This window comes from Phytoactinopolyspora endophytica, assembly GCF_004138495.1.
GTDB lineage: Bacteria > Actinomycetota > Actinomycetes > Jiangellales > Jiangellaceae > Phytoactinopolyspora > Phytoactinopolyspora endophytica.
This window is the reverse complement of sequence record NZ_ML142864.1, coordinates 38,663-55,146: the sequence shown is the minus strand read 5'-3', so window position 1 is coordinate 55,146 and position 16,484 is coordinate 38,663. Positions and strand designations below refer to the sequence as shown.

General features: G+C 67.7%; 14 protein-coding genes and 3 pseudogenes. 10 read left to right on the top strand and 7 right to left on the bottom strand.

From position 1 onward, the window contains the following. Positions 1–1,722 (top strand): annotated as a pseudogene (locus tag ELR45_RS35795) (hypothetical protein); the annotation flags it as partial. Here ELR45_RS35795 and ELR45_RS25440 read toward each other — a convergent pair. Then, the gene (locus tag ELR45_RS25440) at positions 1,715–3,172 is read right to left on the bottom strand and encodes an NCS2 family permease (RefSeq protein WP_129668848.1); all 1,458 of its coding nucleotides are present in this window, start codon (positions 3,170–3,172) and stop codon (positions 1,715–1,717) included. The pseudogene ELR45_RS35795 and the gene ELR45_RS25440 sit on opposite strands and share 8 nt — an antisense overlap. A gap of 181 nt (positions 3,173–3,353) precedes the next feature. On the opposite strand from ELR45_RS25440, the pseudogene ELR45_RS42960 reads away from it, so the two are divergent. From ELR45_RS42960 to thpR, 5 genes and pseudogenes are all read left to right on the top strand, one after another. Beyond that, positions 3,354–3,548 (top strand): annotated as a pseudogene (locus ELR45_RS42960) (hypothetical protein); the annotation flags it as partial. Positions 3,549–4,331: 783 nt separating this feature from the next. Continuing rightward, entirely contained in the window at positions 4,332–4,637 is a 306-nt protein-coding gene (locus ELR45_RS41470) for a hypothetical protein (RefSeq protein WP_240760132.1), read from the top strand. A 280-nt stretch (positions 4,638–4,917) separates the two neighbouring features. Beyond that, positions 4,918–5,397 (top strand): MarR family winged helix-turn-helix transcriptional regulator, encoded by a 480-nt coding sequence (locus tag ELR45_RS25430; RefSeq protein WP_205857247.1) that lies wholly within the window; start codon positions 4,918–4,920, stop codon positions 5,395–5,397. Further along, positions 5,394–6,722, top strand: coding sequence for an MFS transporter (locus tag ELR45_RS25425; RefSeq protein ID WP_129668846.1), 1,329 nt, complete (start codon positions 5,394–5,396; stop codon positions 6,720–6,722). Before ELR45_RS25430 ends, ELR45_RS25425 begins: the two co-directional genes overlap by 4 nt. Positions 6,723–6,784: 62 nt before the next feature. Beyond that, positions 6,785–7,333, top strand: a complete 549-nt coding sequence (gene thpR / locus ELR45_RS25420; RefSeq protein WP_129668845.1) for an RNA 2',3'-cyclic phosphodiesterase — start codon at positions 6,785–6,787, stop codon at positions 7,331–7,333. Between the two features lie 583 nt (positions 7,334–7,916). On the opposite strand, the gene serC is transcribed toward thpR, so the two are convergent. Together serC and ELR45_RS25410 are read right to left on the bottom strand one after the other, a co-directional pair. Then, complete coding sequence (serC, locus tag ELR45_RS25415; protein ID WP_129668844.1) at positions 7,917–9,041, bottom strand: phosphoserine transaminase; 1,125 nt, start codon at positions 9,039–9,041, stop codon at positions 7,917–7,919. Positions 9,042–9,190: 149 nt separating this feature from the next. Next, positions 9,191–10,297, bottom strand: a complete 1,107-nt coding sequence (locus ELR45_RS25410) for a citrate synthase 2 (protein ID WP_129668843.1) — start codon at positions 10,295–10,297, stop codon at positions 9,191–9,193. A gap of 220 nt (positions 10,298–10,517) precedes the next feature. On the opposite strand from ELR45_RS25410, the gene pdxH reads away from it, so the two are divergent. After that, positions 10,518–11,156, top strand: a complete 639-nt coding sequence (gene pdxH / locus ELR45_RS25405) for a pyridoxamine 5'-phosphate oxidase (RefSeq protein WP_276320731.1) — start codon at positions 10,518–10,520, stop codon at positions 11,154–11,156. Between the two features lie 389 nt (positions 11,157–11,545). Here pdxH and ELR45_RS25400 read toward each other — a convergent pair whose 3' ends face one another. After that, complete coding sequence (locus ELR45_RS25400; protein ID WP_129668937.1) at positions 11,546–12,241, bottom strand: hypothetical protein; 696 nt, start codon at positions 12,239–12,241, stop codon at positions 11,546–11,548. A gap of 31 nt (positions 12,242–12,272) precedes the next feature. On the opposite strand from ELR45_RS25400, the gene nagA reads away from it, so the two are divergent. Then, complete coding sequence (gene nagA, locus ELR45_RS25395) at positions 12,273–13,403, top strand: N-acetylglucosamine-6-phosphate deacetylase (protein WP_129668841.1); 1,131 nt, start codon at positions 12,273–12,275, stop codon at positions 13,401–13,403. Between the two features lie 198 nt (positions 13,404–13,601). On the opposite strand, the gene ELR45_RS25390 is transcribed toward nagA, so the two are convergent. Together ELR45_RS25390 and ELR45_RS25385 are read right to left on the bottom strand one after the other, a co-directional pair. Continuing rightward, positions 13,602–13,892: a hypothetical protein gene (locus ELR45_RS25390; RefSeq protein WP_129668840.1), complete on the bottom strand. Its 291-nt coding sequence runs from the start codon at positions 13,890–13,892 to the stop codon at positions 13,602–13,604. Continuing rightward, positions 13,889–14,707: a ParA family protein gene (locus ELR45_RS25385; protein WP_205857245.1), complete on the bottom strand. Its 819-nt coding sequence runs from the start codon at positions 14,705–14,707 to the stop codon at positions 13,889–13,891. Before ELR45_RS25385 ends, ELR45_RS25390 begins: the two co-directional genes overlap by 4 nt. Positions 14,708–14,827: 120 nt before the next feature. On the opposite strand from ELR45_RS25385, the gene ELR45_RS25380 reads away from it, so the two are divergent. Continuing rightward, on the top strand, positions 14,828–15,511 hold the full coding sequence (locus ELR45_RS25380; protein WP_129668839.1) for an iron-dependent transcriptional repressor DtxR: 684 nt from the start codon (positions 14,828–14,830) through the stop codon (positions 15,509–15,511). A 54-nt stretch (positions 15,512–15,565) separates the two neighbouring features. Beyond that, a complete protein-coding gene (locus ELR45_RS25375; protein ID WP_129668838.1) occupies positions 15,566–16,201 on the top strand; it encodes an HD domain-containing protein in 636 nt (211 codons plus the stop codon). Between the two features lie 48 nt (positions 16,202–16,249). On the opposite strand, the pseudogene ELR45_RS25370 reads toward ELR45_RS25375, so the two are convergent. Then, positions 16,250–16,484: pseudogene (locus ELR45_RS25370) on the bottom strand (acyltransferase family protein); the annotation flags it as partial.

Sequence of the window (16,484 nt, the reverse complement as noted above, 5' to 3'; positions counted from 1 at the left end):
CGAGCCGCGAACCCGACGGCTCTGGCGCCATTCGTCGCCGGTCTCCCCGCCACAGGGTGGTGGCGGCGCGACGTCCTGCAGCGGCTGGGTGCCCGTGTCACCTCGCTGGCCGACCTTGTCGACGAACTGAGCGCTGTCGATCTGCCGCCCGCACGGTGGCGGGAGATCTACGCCGCGTTGGACGGTGCCGACCTTGAGGCGCTCGGGGCGCTGCCGGTTCCGTTGGCGGATGGCCGAGTGGTCCGCGGTCCGCGCAGTGTGCTCCTCCCGAGCGACGTCGATCCCGAACTGCTCGCGCCGTTCGGGCTGCGGGTGGTCGACCCGGACGCGGTCCATCCGCTGTTGGACAGGCTCGGTGCCACCGAGGCCGGCGCGGCGTCGGCGCTGCGCGATCCGGCGGTGCGCTCCGCCGTGGAGAACGCAGACGACGATGCGGTCATCGAACCAGTGGCCGCGGTGCTCACCCTGGTGGCGGCCGCGGAGCTGACATACGAGGACCAGGCTTGGCTGATGGAGCTGCCAATACCGGACGCGACCGGAACGTTGGCCCCCGCGAAAGAGCTCATGCTTCCGGGCAGCGACGTGCTGACCTTGCTCGACGTCGATCCGGCCGAGTATTCCGTCGCCGACCATGTTCTGGAACGTCACGGCGAAGAGACGCTTCGCGCCGTCGGCGTGCGCGACGATTTCGCTGTTTTGCGCGATAGCGACGTTTCGCTCGACGACGAGCTGTGGCACGACCTCGACGGCGAGGACGAATGGGCCGCCACCGTCCTGGACGACCTTCCGGAGACAGGCATCCCGCCGTTCTTCCCGGAGTTCACCGCGGTGCGTGATCTCGACCTCGTCCGCGACGACGCCTGGCCGGAGGTCCTGCACCGGTTGGCCGGCTCCCCGGACACCCGGGCCGCTGTCGTCGAGCCGGCCTACGCTGTGACGTCGGACGGAACCCGGTATGCGGTCGAGTCTTATACAGCCTGGTGGTTGCGGACCCACGCCAGGATCGACGGGCGCGGCCTCGGCCAGCTCAGCGTCCGCGACGCTTCCCCCACTGCCCGCGCGCTCCTGCCTGCCGCCGCATCGCTGAGGGTGGACGACGCATTCATCGCGGCGCTCGGCGTGGCCCGATCGGTACCGGACATCTCCCTCGACGTGCTGTTCGAGCGGCTCGGCGATGAGACCGTCATCCTGGCATCCGGCCACCTGATGGAGATCTACTCCGACCTTGCGCACCGAGTCCCGGAGTCCTCCGTCGCGCCTGAACGGTTGCGTGTCCCGGACGGCGCCGGCACCCGCGTCGTCGACGCGGACGAGGTCGTCGTCTGCGATGGGCCACATTGGATGCAGCTCGGACTACCCGCCGTGATCCCCGGCTCCGCGCAGCTGGCCGAGCTCCTGGACGTCGACCTTGCCCAGGAGGCCTACGACGCCGCACCGGAAGGCGCCGGTGCGCGGCAGCCCGTTCCCGACGTGGCACGAGCGGTTCTCTCCGGTATTCCGGACACGTACGTCGAGTATGACGAGCTGACGGTCGCCGGGGTATCTGTCACCTGGTGGGTCGAGGCCGGCATCGTCCACGCGGCGACCCTTGACGGCTTGGCCCGCGGCCTTGCTTGGTCCACCGGACAATGGAGCCGGCGGTGGCTCCTCGCCGAGGCACTCCTAGACCCGGACGCGCTCGCCACCCTGCTCACCGAGGAGGCGTTCCACGGCATCACGTGACGCCGAGCAGATCCTCGATGGGCGAGATCGCGAAGTAGACGACGAAGAATGCAGCGACCGCCCACAACAGCGGGTGGACCTCGCGGATCTTGCCACGCATGAGCTTGATCAGCACGAAGGAGACGAACCCTGCTCCGATTCCGACGCTGATCGAGTAGGTGAACGGCATCAGGATGATCGTCAGGAAAGCCGGGATCGCCAGCTCCAGGTCATCCCATGGGATGCTCCGGATCTGAGTCATCATCAAGAATCCCACCAGCACCAACGCAGGCGCGGCAGCTTCGTTCGGCACCATGCCGACCAGCGGCGCGAGGAAGGTCGCCAACAGGAAGCAGATACCGGTGACCACGCTGGCCAACCCGGTACGCGCGCCTTCACCCACGCCCGAGGCGGACTCGGCGTACGACGTGTTGCTCGAGATTGCCGCGGCACCGCCGGCCATCGTCGCTACCCCGTCGACCAGCAGGATCTCATTGCTCTTGTGCGGGTTGCCCTCCTCATCCAGCAGGCCGCCCTCCTGCCCGACGGCCACCATCGTGCCCATCGTGTCGAAGAAGTCGACCAACATGAGTGTGAACACGAAGAGGAGGACGCTGACCACGCCCACCGACTCCCAGGATCCGAGCAGGCTGAACTCCCCGAGCAGGGAGAAGTCCGGTAGCCCGACCAGATCGTCCGGCACGGCAGGCGCGTTGAGGTTCCAGCCCTTGGGGTTGTCCTCCGTCGTTCCGAGATCGGCGATGGATTCGACCACGACCGCGAGGACCGACGTCCCGACGATCGTCCACAGGATGGCACCGGTGATCCCGCGGGTGTAGAGGAAGAACAGGACTAGCAGACCGACGACGAACACCGCGACGGGGAGCGTGGACAGGGAGTCCTCGATACCCAGCCCCACCGGCGGGGAAGCCACACCTGTCGACGTCACGAACCCAGCGTTGACCAGGCCGACCAGCGAGATGAACAGCCCGATCCCCACGCCGATGGCGGTTTTCAAGGCCCGTGGTACCGCGTTGAAGACCGCGCGCCGCACTCGGAGCAGCACGAGGATCACGATGATCGCGCCCTCGATCACCACCAAGCCCATCGCATCCGCCCACGACATCTCGGTGGCCACGCCGGTGGCGACGAAGGCGTTCAGGCCGAGACCGGTCGCCAGCGCCAGCGGGAAGTTGGCGATCAGACCCATGGCGATGGTCATGACACCCGCGACCAGAGCGGTAGCCGCCGCAATCTTCGCCAGGTCCGGTTCACTGCCGCCGCCGAGGAAGTTGCCGTCGACGTCCGGGGCCAGACCGATGATCAACGGGTTCAGCACGATGATGTACGCCATCGCGAAGAACGTGACCAGGCCGCCCCGGACCTCACGTCCCATGGTCGAACCACGCTCGCTGATCCGGAAGAACCGATCCAGCGCGGCGCCCGGGGCGCGCGTTCGGCTTGTCGGCATACTGGCTCCTCACGTTCTCCGACGTCGTCACATGCTGCGGCTTGTGTCTTGACACCTTCCGGCGCACAAGCATCTCAGCATCCAGCCGTGCCCGTGGCCCGGCGCCTCGGTCAAGCGCCACGCCACGCCCGCATACCGTGATCTCACCTCAATAGTTGGTGATCGGTTAGGACACTGCCGGATGGTGCGGCTAACCTGTTCTTATATGGAGAAAGGACGGCGTCGTCAGCGGGAGGCGCCTCACGTCCAGCCAGTGGACGTTGACGGCGTCCGTACCGTCGCGATCCTGACCATTTTGTGGGCTGTGGCCTTCGTCGTCCTGGCGTTCAACACCGACCGGCTCGAAGAGGCCGGGTACGGGTGGATGCTCTGGATGTGCCTGGCAGGTGTCGGTCTCGGGCTCTTGGGAATCGAGTACACGCGCAAGCGGCGGGACGCGATCGCGGACGCTGAGCTCGAGGCCGAGGAGCAGGCCGCCATCGACGATGACAGCGACGATGCCGACGATGACAGCGACGGCGATACCGACAGCGCCGTTGACGACCGCGAAGACCGGGTCGGGGCCACCAGGGACAACGCCGACGACTCGAACGGCCCGGCTGCGCGGCCTCGTCATGACGCGGGCGGCCGCAAGCAAGACACGATCCCCACCGGCCCGGTTCCCCATCCCGGCCCCGCGCCTCAGGACCGCCCCCAGCCAGGCAACCCGCAGCGCCCATCCGGCGGGCAACCACCGGCATCCGGCGGCGGACAACCCCCAGGAGACGCAAGAGCGCACTCGCTACCAGGCGACCAGCCGTCGTTACCGGGGACCGGCTCATCGTTACCGGGCCGAGGGTCGACGTCGCGAGGTACCGGCTCATTGCCGGGGGCGACCGCGCCGGGCGTAGGACCGCCGACGGCGCCCGGCGTTCTGCCGCCGTCCTTCGGCGGGCTGCCTTCCTCGCCAGGAACACCCACGTCACCGCGGCCGGCCGACGCAGACCGCCCGCGGAGCCGGCCCGGCGCCCCAGGCGCGCAGAGCACCTCTGACACATCGCGGACGCTCACCTCTGGGACCGGCCCGGGTCGCAACCGCACTCCAGACCCACCGGCCGCTACACCCACGCCTCCAACCTCCCGACGGCGCCAGTCCAAAGGCCCGTCGCGACCTGGACGCGTGGACGTCGCCGATGTCACGGATCTGGGGCCGGCCGAGGAGCCCAAGCGGCCGGACAGCGGCCATTCCGGCTCGCGCCTTCCGGATGGCGACATCAGCCCGATGTGGTCCGAGCTGATCGACACCACCGGCAGCGGTCATGCCCCGGTCTCGGCTGATCCCGACGCTCCGCTACTCGACGACACGACGCTGGGTGGACGGCGCGCGAAGCAATACGACATGCAGGAAGACATCGACGAGATCACGGAAGGCGGCGGAGGGGTCTACCGCGGCCGCCGCGCGCGCCGCCGTCCCGACAGCGCCTGAAGGACATCCCCGGCGCATCATTGCCGCCTGCCGGCCAGGGCCGGGCCGTAGCCCGACGTTCCACGTTGTTCCGGCGCACGCAAGTCATCGTCGGGCCGGTTCCAGCGGCCCATGACCCTCGGCGGCCGATACTCAGGCGCGCGAGGCGACAGCTCGCCCGCCGCCGCAGACAACAGGCTCGGTGCCCGGAGCGCAGGCGCTCGGAAGCCCTTCCTTGTCAGCACCATGACTCCGGTAGACGACTGGCACTTAGCAAAGGTAATGAGTTATAGTAACGACCGTGCACGCTGACGACGCTCCTTCTCCGCCCACCCCGGGCAAGCCCAAGGTGGGCCAGCCACGCACCCAGGCGAGCCTTGCGAGTTCGCTCCGTATCGCCATCGGACGGCTGAACCGGCGCCTCCGCAACGAGCGCGAGGATGACTCGCTCACCCTCAATCAGCTGTCCGCACTCGGTGTACTGGAGCGGCTCGGCCCGACCCCGGTAGGTGAGCTCGCCGCACACGAGCGAGTGCGGCCGCCTTCGATGACTCGAATCATCTCGAACCTCGAGGAACTGGGCCTGGTCGTCCGGGAGCCACATCCCGTGGATCGCCGGCTCGCCGTCGTCCGCATCACTGAGGCCGGCTTGGGCAGGACCGCCGCCGACCGCAAACGACGCAACGCCTGGCTCGCCAACCAGTTGCGCGGGCTCACACCCGAGGAGCGCAAACAGCTGCGTGAGGTGTTGCCTATCCTGGAGAAGCTGACCCGATCGTGAGATCTACGTTCCGCGCCCTGCGACATCGCGACTACCGGCTCTACTGGTCGAGCATGCTCGTCTCGAACATCGGGACGTGGATGCAGCAGATCGCCCAGCTCTGGCTCGTACTCGTGGTACTCGAGGGTGGCGCCCGGGCCACCGGTATCACGATGGGGCTTCAGTTCGTGCCATTCCTGCTGGTGGCACCCTTCGGTGGGCTACTCGCCGACCGGCTGCCGAAGCGCCCCTTGCTGATCTTCACCAACGCGTTCATGGGGTCCATCGGACTTGTCCTCGGTATGCTCACCCTGACAGGCGTCGCACAGATCTGGCACGCCTATATCCTGGCGTTTCTGCTCGGCGTCGGCAAGGCACTCGACAACCCGGCCCGGCAGTCGTTCGTCTCCGAGCTGGTCGGCCCGGACGACCTTCCGAACGCCATCGCGCTGAACAGCACATCGTTCAACGCAGCGCGGCTGATCGGCCCCGGTGTTGCGGGCCTGTTGATCCACGCGATCGGCACCGGCTGGGTGTTCATGATCAACGGCATCACCTTCATCTCGCCGATCATCGCGCTGGTCATGCTGAGCTACCGGCCGGCTGCCGCCACCGGCCAGAAGGACTCCGGTGGCACGGCGTTCGGCCGCCTCTTCGAGGGGGTCAGCGTCGTACGTTCCAGGCCCGACCTGCTCATGATCATGCTCGTCGCCTTCGGCCTGGGAACGTTCGGCATGAACTTCGAGATGACGATGGCGCTGATGGCCACGGAGGTCTACGACAAGGGCGCGGGAGAGTACGGCCTCCTGGGGTCGGTGCTGGCGGTTGGCACGCTCACGGGTGCGCTCATGTCGGCCCGCCGCAAGTACCCACGCCGCCGGCTCATCGTCGGTGGTGCGGCAGTATTCGGGCTGGTCGAGATCGCCGCGGCGCTCATGCCGAACTACGTACTCTTCGCGATCGCCCTCGCGCCGCTCGGCTTCATCACGATGACGGTGCTGATCTCCGCCAACACGTATGTCCAGACCACCGTGCCGCAACAGGTACGGGGACGCGTCCTCGCGCTCTACATGATGATCCTCATGGGCGGCAAACCCGTCGGCGCTCCGGTGGTCGGGTGGGTCGCCGACGTCTTCGGCGCCCAATGGTCATTCATCGGAGGCGGAATCCTGACCATCGCGTTCGCCCTGGTGGCCCTCGTCTTCATCGCACCCCGCAGCGGTATCGTCGTCCGGCCGCGGTTCCGCCCGCGACCGGGCCTGGCCGTCATCGTCGATATGCAGAAGAAACAGGCGCTCGGATTACGCCCACCCCCGGAGAGTGACGCTGGGCCGCAGGCGGCGTAATGCACTCGTGAGAGGCGTGTCCTAGGCTCGGGACCCAGCTGCCCAGCTGAGAGGACTCTCCCGTGAGGCTCTTCGCCGCGATCGTCCCACCCGTCGAGGTTGTCGGCCATCTGGACGAGGCGCTGCGCGCCGTACGCGACGACGACCTGAACTGGACGCTCCCCACCGCCATGCACATCACGCTCGCGTTCTACGGCGAGGTAGGCGAGAAGGCCACCGCCGACCTGACGACCCGGCTCGCCCGCGCGGCGGGACGCCGCACGAAGATGGAACTTCGGATCACAGGCGCGGGCCGCTTCGGTCGGGCAGTGTTGTGGGTCGGCGTGCAAGGAGACACGGAGCCGCTTCGCGGGCTGGCTCTATCCGCCGTGGCGGCCGGACGGCGGATAGGCGTGGACCGGGAGCCCGCCCGGACCTTCCGGCCGCACATCACCATCGCGCGGGCGCGGCAGAACGACGACCTTCGCCCCTATGCCGCGGCGCTCGAAGGATACGCCGGTCCGGCGTGGTACGCCGAGGAGATGGCGTTGGTACGTTCCCAGCTCAGAGGCGGGCCTGGTGGGCGCGCGCGATATGAGCGCATCACGTCCTTTCCATTCGCCAGCGCGTGACATGAGTGCGCGAAGAGAATCCACGCTGCCATCGTTCCTCGGTTTAGAAGATTGTGGCGATGACAACGGCGGCGACCATCAGCGCAAGCACGACCGCCACCACTCGCCGCGTCGTCTTCGGTCTCACTGCTCTCTCCTACCTGCGTGTTCGCCATTACCTGAGCCATCCACGCGAACCGAGCGATCCTCATGACGAGCATCCCACGCCGCGGTCAGCCTCCACTGATCGGGCCGCCTTCTGACCTGAAGACGGGCTCGACAGAACGAAATGTCGATAGTCATATCCGTGAGGTCTACTCAGAGATGACCGAAAGTATGATCGCGTCGACACAGCGGCAAGGCCTAGGATCAATATCAACGAACACGACGGGGGAGCGTTGAGTCTCCTTTTGGAGGCTATCCGGGGTTTCGCCCGGGCCGCGCCCCGCCCGCGCGGTCTGGGCGTCTCTCCCGGCGTGTTTCGTTCATGAGTTTCTCCCGCTCCGCTACGACCGGTTTCTCTGGTGAAGCGGGAGATTTCCACGTGAAAGGCCCGGAACCGTGATCCACGGTTCCGGGCCTTCGGCGTCTGTCCGGGCGGTGCTCAGGAAGCGAGCCGCTCCACGACCCAGTCGATGCACGCGGTCAGGGCCTCCACGTCAGCCGGCTCGACGGCCGGGAACATGGCCACCCGCAGCTGGTTCCGGCCCAGCTTTCGGTACGGCTCGACGTCGACGACACCGTTGGCGCGCAGCGTCTTGGCCACTTCCGCGGCGTCGATCGAGTCGTCGAGGTCGACCGTGCCGACCACCAGCGAACGCGCGGCCGGATCGGTCACATAGGGGGTGGTGTACGAGTTCTTCTCCGCCCACGTGTACAGGCGCGTCGACGAGTCGGTCGTCCGGCCGACGGCGAAGTCCAATCCGCCGTTGCCGTTCAGCCAGTCAAGCTGCTCGGCCAGGAGGAACAGCGTGGCGACCGCCGGCGTGTTGTACGTCTGGTTCTTCCGGGAGTTGTCGATCGCGGTCGGCAGATCGAGGAATGTCGGCACATAACGGTCCGTGGCAGCGATCTCCTCGACGCGGGCGAGCGCCGCCGGCGACATCGCCGCGACCCACAGCCCACCGTCCGATGCGAAGTTCTTCTGCGGAGCGAAGTAGTAGACGTCCGCCTGAGCGGCATCGAGTGGCAGCCCTCCGGCGCCGCTCGTCGCGTCGACCAGCACCAAGGCGTCGTCAGCCCCTTCGACTCGACGAACCGGCGCCATCACCCCGGTGGAGGTCTCGTTGTGCACCCACGCGTACGCGTCGATGCCGTCCTCCAGCCGCGGCACCGCCAGCGTCCCCGGCTCCGCCTTGATCACGCTCGGTTCGTCGAGCCACGGCGCGCCCTTGGTGACCGACGCGAACTTCGAGGAGAACTCGCCGAATGACAGGTGCTGCGACTTCCGTCGTACCAGCCCGAACGCGGCGGCGTCCCAGAACGCCGTGGTGCCACCGTTACCGAGGATCACCTCGTACCCATCCGGCAGCCCGAGCAGGTCGGCCACGCCTTCACGGACGCGGCCCACGAGATTCTTGACCGGCGCCTGGCGGTGGGATGTGCCCAGCACCTCGGCGCCGTTGGCCGCCAGCGCCGCCAGCGCCTCCGGCCGTACCTTGCTGGGACCCGCGCCGAAACGGCCGTCCGCGGGCTTGAGATGATTGGGAAGCTCCAGTGCAGTGGTCATCTAATCCTCTCCGGTGTGTGTCCGGCTGGTTACAGGTACGTGACCACGCTGTCGCTACGCCATTGTGCCGCATCCTGTGAGATACGGCACGCCCGGGTGGCAGGCGTCGCCGAAAGCGGAGGCCAGGAAGGCGTCCGCTGTTCGAAGGATCAGTTGGCGGTCCAGTCGGGGTTCCAGCCTTCGACCGAGTCCGGGTTACGGCCGCCGGGGCCGGTGTACGTGGCCGACGGGCGGACCAGCCGGCCGGTCTTCTTCTGCTCCAGCACGTGAGCGCTCCACCCGGCGGTGCGGGCACAGGTGAACATCGAGGTGAACATCGGCGCCGGGACTTCGGCGAAGTCCAGCACGATCGCCGCCCAGAACTCCACGTTCGTGGCGAGCACCCGGTCCGGTTTCCGAGCGGCGAGCTCCTCCAGGGCGGCCTTCTCGAACGCCTCCGCCACCTCATAGCGAGGCGCGCCGAGCTCCCGCGCGACCCGCCGCAGCGTGCGTGCACGCGGATCCTCAGCGCGATAGACCCGATGACCGAAGCCCATCAGCCGTTCACCACGGTCGAGCACGCCCTTCACATAGCTGCGTGCGTCGCCCATACGCTCGATCTCTTCGATCATCGCGAGCACTCGCGAGGGCGCGCCGCCATGCAGTGGACCGCTCATCGCGCCGACCGCGGCGGAGAGCGACGCAGCCGCATCGGCACCGGTCGAGGCGACGACGCGCGCGGTGAACGTCGAGGCGTTCATACCGTGCTCCGCGGCCGAGGTGAAGTACGCATCGACCGCCTTGACGTGCCGCGGGTCCGGTTCGCCGCGCCAACGCGTCATGAACCTCTCGGCGATGGTGGTGGCCTTGTCGACCTGGTCCTCAGGAACCATCGGCTGTCCGATGCCGCGCGCTGACTGGGCGACGAACGACAGCGCCATGGCGGTCGCCCGAGCAAGCTGAGCCCGCGCGTCTTGATCCGTAGTGTCCAGCAGCGGTTTGAATCCCCACGCCGGCGCGAGCATCGCGAGGCCACTCTGCACATCCACGCGGACGTCGCCAGAGTGGACCGGTACAGGGAACGGTTCGTCCGCCGGCAGGCCCGGATCGAAGCTGCCGTCCACGAGGAGTCCCCATACCCGCTCGAAAGGCACCCGGCCGACGATGTCCTCGATGTCGACACCCCGGTACCGGAGAGCGCTTCCTTCCTTATCCGGTTCAGCGATGTGGGTCTCGAACGCGATGACGCCCTCTAAGCCGTGCTGGACCTCAGACATACACACTCCTTCGTGTCTGGCCCATGTCGCAGAGCGCGCACGGGACGAACAACCGCAAAGACAGAGCCTCTATCATGCGCATGTGATGGTGACTTGTTACAAGTTCTGATGTACTGAATGTGCGGTTTCCCACAGTTCACGCTGGATACATGCACTGGCCGGAAATCTTCCGGCGGTGCGTCGGGTACCAGCGCGGAGCACGGGATGGAACAGTAGCCCTGTGAAGAACACGCTGGCTCTCATGAGGCGCCGATACACATCGACCCGGCTGCTGGAGTCCGACGCCGCTGCCGATCCGTTCACCCAGTTCCGCAGCTGGTTGCACGACTCCGTGACCGCGGGCCTGCCTGAGCCGAACGCCATGGTGCTGGCCACCGCCACCAGGGACGGCGTGCCCAGCAGCCGGCACGTGCTGCTCAAGGAACTAGACGACGAGGGTTTCGTCTTCTTCACCAACCACGGCTCGCGCAAGGCGTCGGAACTCTCCGACAACCCGCACGCTTCGTTATGCTTCCCCTGGTTCCCGATGGAACGACAGGTGGTGGCCTGCGGCACGGCCGCGGCCATCTCCCGGGAAGAGAGCCAGGCCTATTGGGTGACCCGTCCTCGCGACTCGCAGATTGGCGCATGGGCAAGCCAGCAGTCGACCGTCATCGGCTCACGTGAAGAACTGGAATCGGAAGCCGCTGCGATGGCGAAACGGTTTCCCGAGGAAGTACCGCTGCCGGACTTCTGGGGTGGATTTCGCTTGGTGCCCGATACTGTCGAGTTCTGGCAAGGCGGGCTGGGCAGGCTGCACGATCGTCTGCGCTACCGCCGTGCCGGGGAAGCGTGGGTCCTGGAGCGGTTGGCGCCCTAGGTGGATGAGGGCACGAGCCGGACATGAAACGGCCCGTGGGCTACTTCCGCACCTTCACGGCACGGCTCAGGAGGACTAGTCCCTGAGAGCCCACGGGCCGGGTGACTGCTCGAGATTGCCAGCCGACCGGCCGGCGAACCGGGTTGTCACCAGGTCCTGCGTCGAGCAGGCGGCTAGCGAGCAGCCACCTCACGAGTCCAATAGCTATTCATCTGCTGGACCACCTCCTTCCTCGTGTACTCAAAAGGCTAGACGGCCGCCGTGGTTCAGAGCAATGGGTTTTTCCAGTGGCGAACTGCCGGCCCATGCGCGGATGTACGCCGGACCGGCCGACCATCCGTGGCGGGTCATCCACAGCAGACCAGCGGTGGCAGACCCGAGTGCAGCAACTACGGTTTCACCACGATCCAGGTGGCGTGCGCCCGCCCCAGTACACGGCCGTCAGCCCCGTACGCCGTCGTAGCCGTCCAGGTCTTGCGGCCCTCCGATCCAAGCAGCCGGCCCATGACCACACACCGCTCGCCGACCATCGGCAGCACATCGATCCCCGTCGTCATCCGCCCCAGTACCATCGGCCGGCCTTCGATCGGTGCGCTCCACCCACCCGGGCAGTCGAGCGCCGCCCACACGAACTGCGCCGCCACCCGGCCGGCCTCGTCGGCAAGATCCGCGGCAGGCACCCAGACACACGCCGTCCGTCCGTCGCCTAGCCGCCCTGGGAACAGACTCATGCCATCTCCAGGGTCCCGGCTCGGTCCGCAGACGAAACACTCGGGGAACGGATGCTTATGCAGGCCCGCGTACGTCTTAGACGCGTCCGCCGCCTCAGCCACGCTGACCTGCGGTACCGCCGAGAGCGCTCCGCCGTCGCCAGGAACCGCCTCCGCCACCGTCTCGCCCTCCTGGACGAGGCGCACCGCGTCATCGTCGTTGCGCACGTCCAAGGCGACGTCGAGTGGTGGTGGCCGCCGCAGCGTCACCGTCACGACATCGTCCCCGACATAGGCGGCCACCAGCCCGGACACGTACCCGCCGTTGCCGGATCCCACAGGCCCTCGAAAGCGAGAAGCGATGGTCAGCGTCATGACGACGACCGTACCGGCTACGGTCTTGACCATGACACTGATTGCTGGTGCCACCATCGTCACACCCGACGGGCCGGTGGCCGATGGCTGGCTGGACGTCGAGAACGGCCGGATCGCCGCGTTGGGCAGCGGCCCTCCGCCACGTCCCCCGGATCACCCGGCCACCGGCTGGCTGCTGCCCGGCTTTGTCGACATCCACTGCCACGGCGGCGGCGGGGCGACGGTCGTCGGCGGCGAGCCGGACAAGGCGCGGGCGTTCGCCGCCACGCATCGCCGGCACGGCACGACGACGCTGATGGCCAGCCTGGTGACGGGCTTCCCGGACGAACTCGAGCATGACGTGCGGGCATTGTCCGAACTGGTCGACGACGGGCTGCTCGCCGGTGTGCATCTCGAAGGGCCGTGGATCTCTGCGGAGCGCAAAGGCGCGCACAGCGCGCACAAGCTCGCCGCCCCCGAGCCGGGCACGGTCGACCGGCTCCTCAAGGCGGGGCGGGGCCGGATCCGGATGGTCACGCTAGCCCCGGAGCTCGACCACGGGCTGGACGCGGTCCGCAGGATCGTCGACGCCGGCGCGATCGCCGCTATCGGGCACACCGACGGCGCGTACGACGTGATCTGCGATGCTGTCGACGCAGGCGCCACGGTCGCGACGCACCTGTTCAACGCGATGGCGCCGATCCATCACCGGAACCCTGGCCCGATCGTGGCGCTCATGGAGGACGAACGGGTCACGGTGGAGCTCATCCTCGACGGCGTCCATCTGCATCCCGCCGTCGCCGCGCACGCCTGCCGCTCAACCGGCCCCGCGCGCGTCGTTCTGGTCACCGATGCCATGGCGGCCACGGACGTCGGCGACGGCGACTACCTGCTCGGCGACCGCCAGGTCCGCGTCGCGGACGGCGTCGCACGCCTGGCCGACGGCGGGTCGATCGCCGGCAGCACCCTGACCATGGACGCGGCGTTCCGCTTCGCCGTCCAACAGGTCGGTCTTTCCGTCCAAGAAGCGGTCCATGCCGCATCGACGCGACCCGCCCAGCTCCTCGGACTCGGCCACCGCACCGGCGCCCTGGTCGAGGGCTACGACGCCGACCTGGTCCTCCTCGACGACGACCTCACTGTTCAATCCGTCATGTCCCGAGGCGCCTGGACGGACATCTGACCTCACCGCTCTGTTGGTCAAGCTGCCTGCAACGCAACCCGAGCGGGAGGTGGGGAGGGAGAACTTCCCGTCCAGGGTAGGCGCGGGCGTCGGCGTGGGAGGAGTTCTGCGACGACCTCGCCGCGGGCGAGGACGGGATTCTCCCTCCCCACCGGACCGCAACCGCTCAGCGCAGCGCAACCCCAACACCAGCGCGCGTCAGCTGTCCGCCCACGCGCGAAGAACATGCGCCGCCGCTTCTTCCGCGGTCCACCCGTACGCCTCGGCCCGGCGGCGCAATCGCTTCCGATCGCGCTTGCTCAGCGCCACGGTGATCTCGACGGTCTCTTCGGCGGGACTGTTCTTGGCCCGTTTCCGCGCCTTCTTCGCCGCTTTGGCGACGGCCGAGGCGTCGACCGCCATCGATGACAGATGCGCGGCGGCCGGCACCACAACGCCGTCCTTGCGGCGCACCAGAGCCGGCCGGGGCGAGGGTGTCGAACCGCTCATAGCCGTGTTCCCTTCGCAAGCGACTTTCCGGCCCCGCCCCGGCCCGCGGCGAGGATGTGGTGCAGGTAGCCGGCGAAGATACGAGAAGCCTCTCGCGCGCCGGGTGACGGCCACCGCTGTACTGGAACGCAGCTTCCCTGCGCCTGCATGACGGCTGAGCGCTCCGGAAGCACCGGAGCAAGCACCAGGTCACGGTAGGTGCTGGTGAGTTCCTTCTGACGATACTGATGCTCTACCGAACGAGGCCGATAACGGTTCACGACGATGCCGGCGGGCCGAAGCCGGAGATTGAACCCTTGGCGGACCACGTCCACGGCCGCGAGCGCCTGCTGCACGCCGGTGACCGCGAACATCGTCGGCTCGGTGACCACCAGAACGAGGTCGCTGGCGGCGAGTGCGTTGGTGGTCAGCTGAGCCAGGCTCGGAGGGCAGTCGATCACGACCAGATCCACATCTCGCAGTCTGGACATCGCCAGTCGCAGACGATGCTCATCTCCGCTGTCACTGGGATGGTTACGCCGTTCGAGTGCCGGCTCGCTCGGCAGCAGCCGGAGCTGACCGCCCCAGCCACTGGCGACCAGGGTGTCGGCCAGCTTGCCCTGGTATCCGTCAGCGAGCACGTCGTTCGCGGTCAGCCCGATGTCCTCCGGGTCCAGAGCCGTCGTGGCGTTCCCCTGCGGATCCAGATCCAGGACCACCGTCCGCAGCCCCTCCGCTCGGGCGGCGCCCGCCAGGCCTAGAGCGACCGAGGTCTTCCCTACCCCACCTTTGAGGCTAATCACGCTGACAACCGGCACAGTTGTCGAGTCTGCCATGGAACTTGCGGACCTACGGCATCCCCAATCGAGATAAGGTTGACCCTGATGTTGGGATCAGCGCGTCCGAAGGATTCGGTCCGACGAATCCGGGTCGGCACAAGCAAGGAGAGCGGTCCGGTGAGCGACCTCATCGACACCACGGAGATGTACCTCAAGACGATCTACGAGCTTGAGGAGGAGGGAGTGGTGCCCCTCCGCGCCAGAATCGCCGAACGGCTGCACCAGTCGGGGCCGACGGTCAGCCAGACCGTCGCCCGGATGGAGCGCGACGGTCTGCTCCATGTCGATGAGGATCGGCATCTGGAGCTGACCGATAAGGGCCGCCTGCTCGCGACTCGTGTCATGCGCAAACACCGGCTGGTGGAGCGACTACTCGTCGACGTCATCGGCTTGGACTGGGAACTCGTGCACAACGAGGCATGTCGATGGGAGCATGTGGTGTCCGAGGCGGTGGAGCGGCGACTGGTCAAGCTGTTGCACGAGCCGGCCTCAGACCCCTACGGCAACCCGATACCCGGTCTGGGCGAGCTCGACTCCGACGTCGAGGTCGAGGAGTTCCGCGCGGGGGTCGCCACGCTGCGGCACGCCAGTACCTCGGACGGCGTTGACGTCACCATCCGGCACATCGGCGAGCCCTTACAGGTCGACGAGAAGCTGCTGGCGACGCTGCGCCGGGCGGAGCTCACCCCGGGCACCGCCGTCCGGGCGGCCACGACCGACGCAGGGGTGGAGCTACGTGGCAACGAGACGGTGGAACTGACGGCGGGCGACGCCAGCCACATCTTCGTCAGTTCCTCCTGACCGGACAGATCGGGACGAGCAACCAAGTCTCACCGGTAAGGACCCGGCTCGAACATGGACGACCTCCTCACCGAACGATGGGCTTCGCTGGCGGGGCGGTCGGTGGAGGCCGACCGTTGCGGCCAGGATCTGCTGGCTCGATGGTCGCAGCCGCATCGCCATTACCATGCCGTGAGCCATCTCCGTGCGGTCCTCGATGCCATCGACATGCTGGCGGAGGTGGCCGACGAACCGGACGCCGTCCGGCTGGCCGCGTGGTTCCACGACGCCGTGTACGACGGCCGCCCTGGCGACGACGAAAGGGCGAGCGCCGCCCTCGCCGCCGAGAGCCTGCGCCGGCTCGGCCAAACGCCCGAGTTGGTCGATGAGGTGGTTCGCCTGGTGCTGTTGACGATCGATCATTGCCCAGCGCCAGGCGATGCCAACGGCGCGGTCCTCTGCGATGCCGACCTGTCGGTCCTGGGGGCCGGAGCCGAGGATTACCGTGCTTACACAGACGCCGTCCGCCGCGACTACAGCCACATCGCGGACGAAGAGTTCCGTATCGGCCGGGCCGCCGTCGTCGAACGCCTCCTCACCAAGGATCCGCTCTTTCACACCGGTACCGGCCGGGCGCGCTGGGAGGCCGCCGCGCGACACAACCTGAACGCCGAGCTTGCCCAGCTCCGTTCCGTGCGTCCTGCAAAGTGAGGGTTCGGGGCAACGTCCCGTATGACGCTGGTGTCCCGCACCGGGACGCTAGCGCCCGGTCATGGACAGCGCGCGACGGAGTCTCTGCTCGACCGGAGCGAATATCGCCAGCAGGGCGACCAGCACGATCGCCGGCGCGACCAACCAGAAGGGCCGCAGCGCCCACCATTGCCCCGTCGGTTCGGACTCCGGGGTGAACCCCAGGGCTTCCACGGCGAGGAACACGAGCAGCAGCGCCGTCATGTGCCACAGGAATACGGTGAGCAGCACGCTCCCCGTCAGC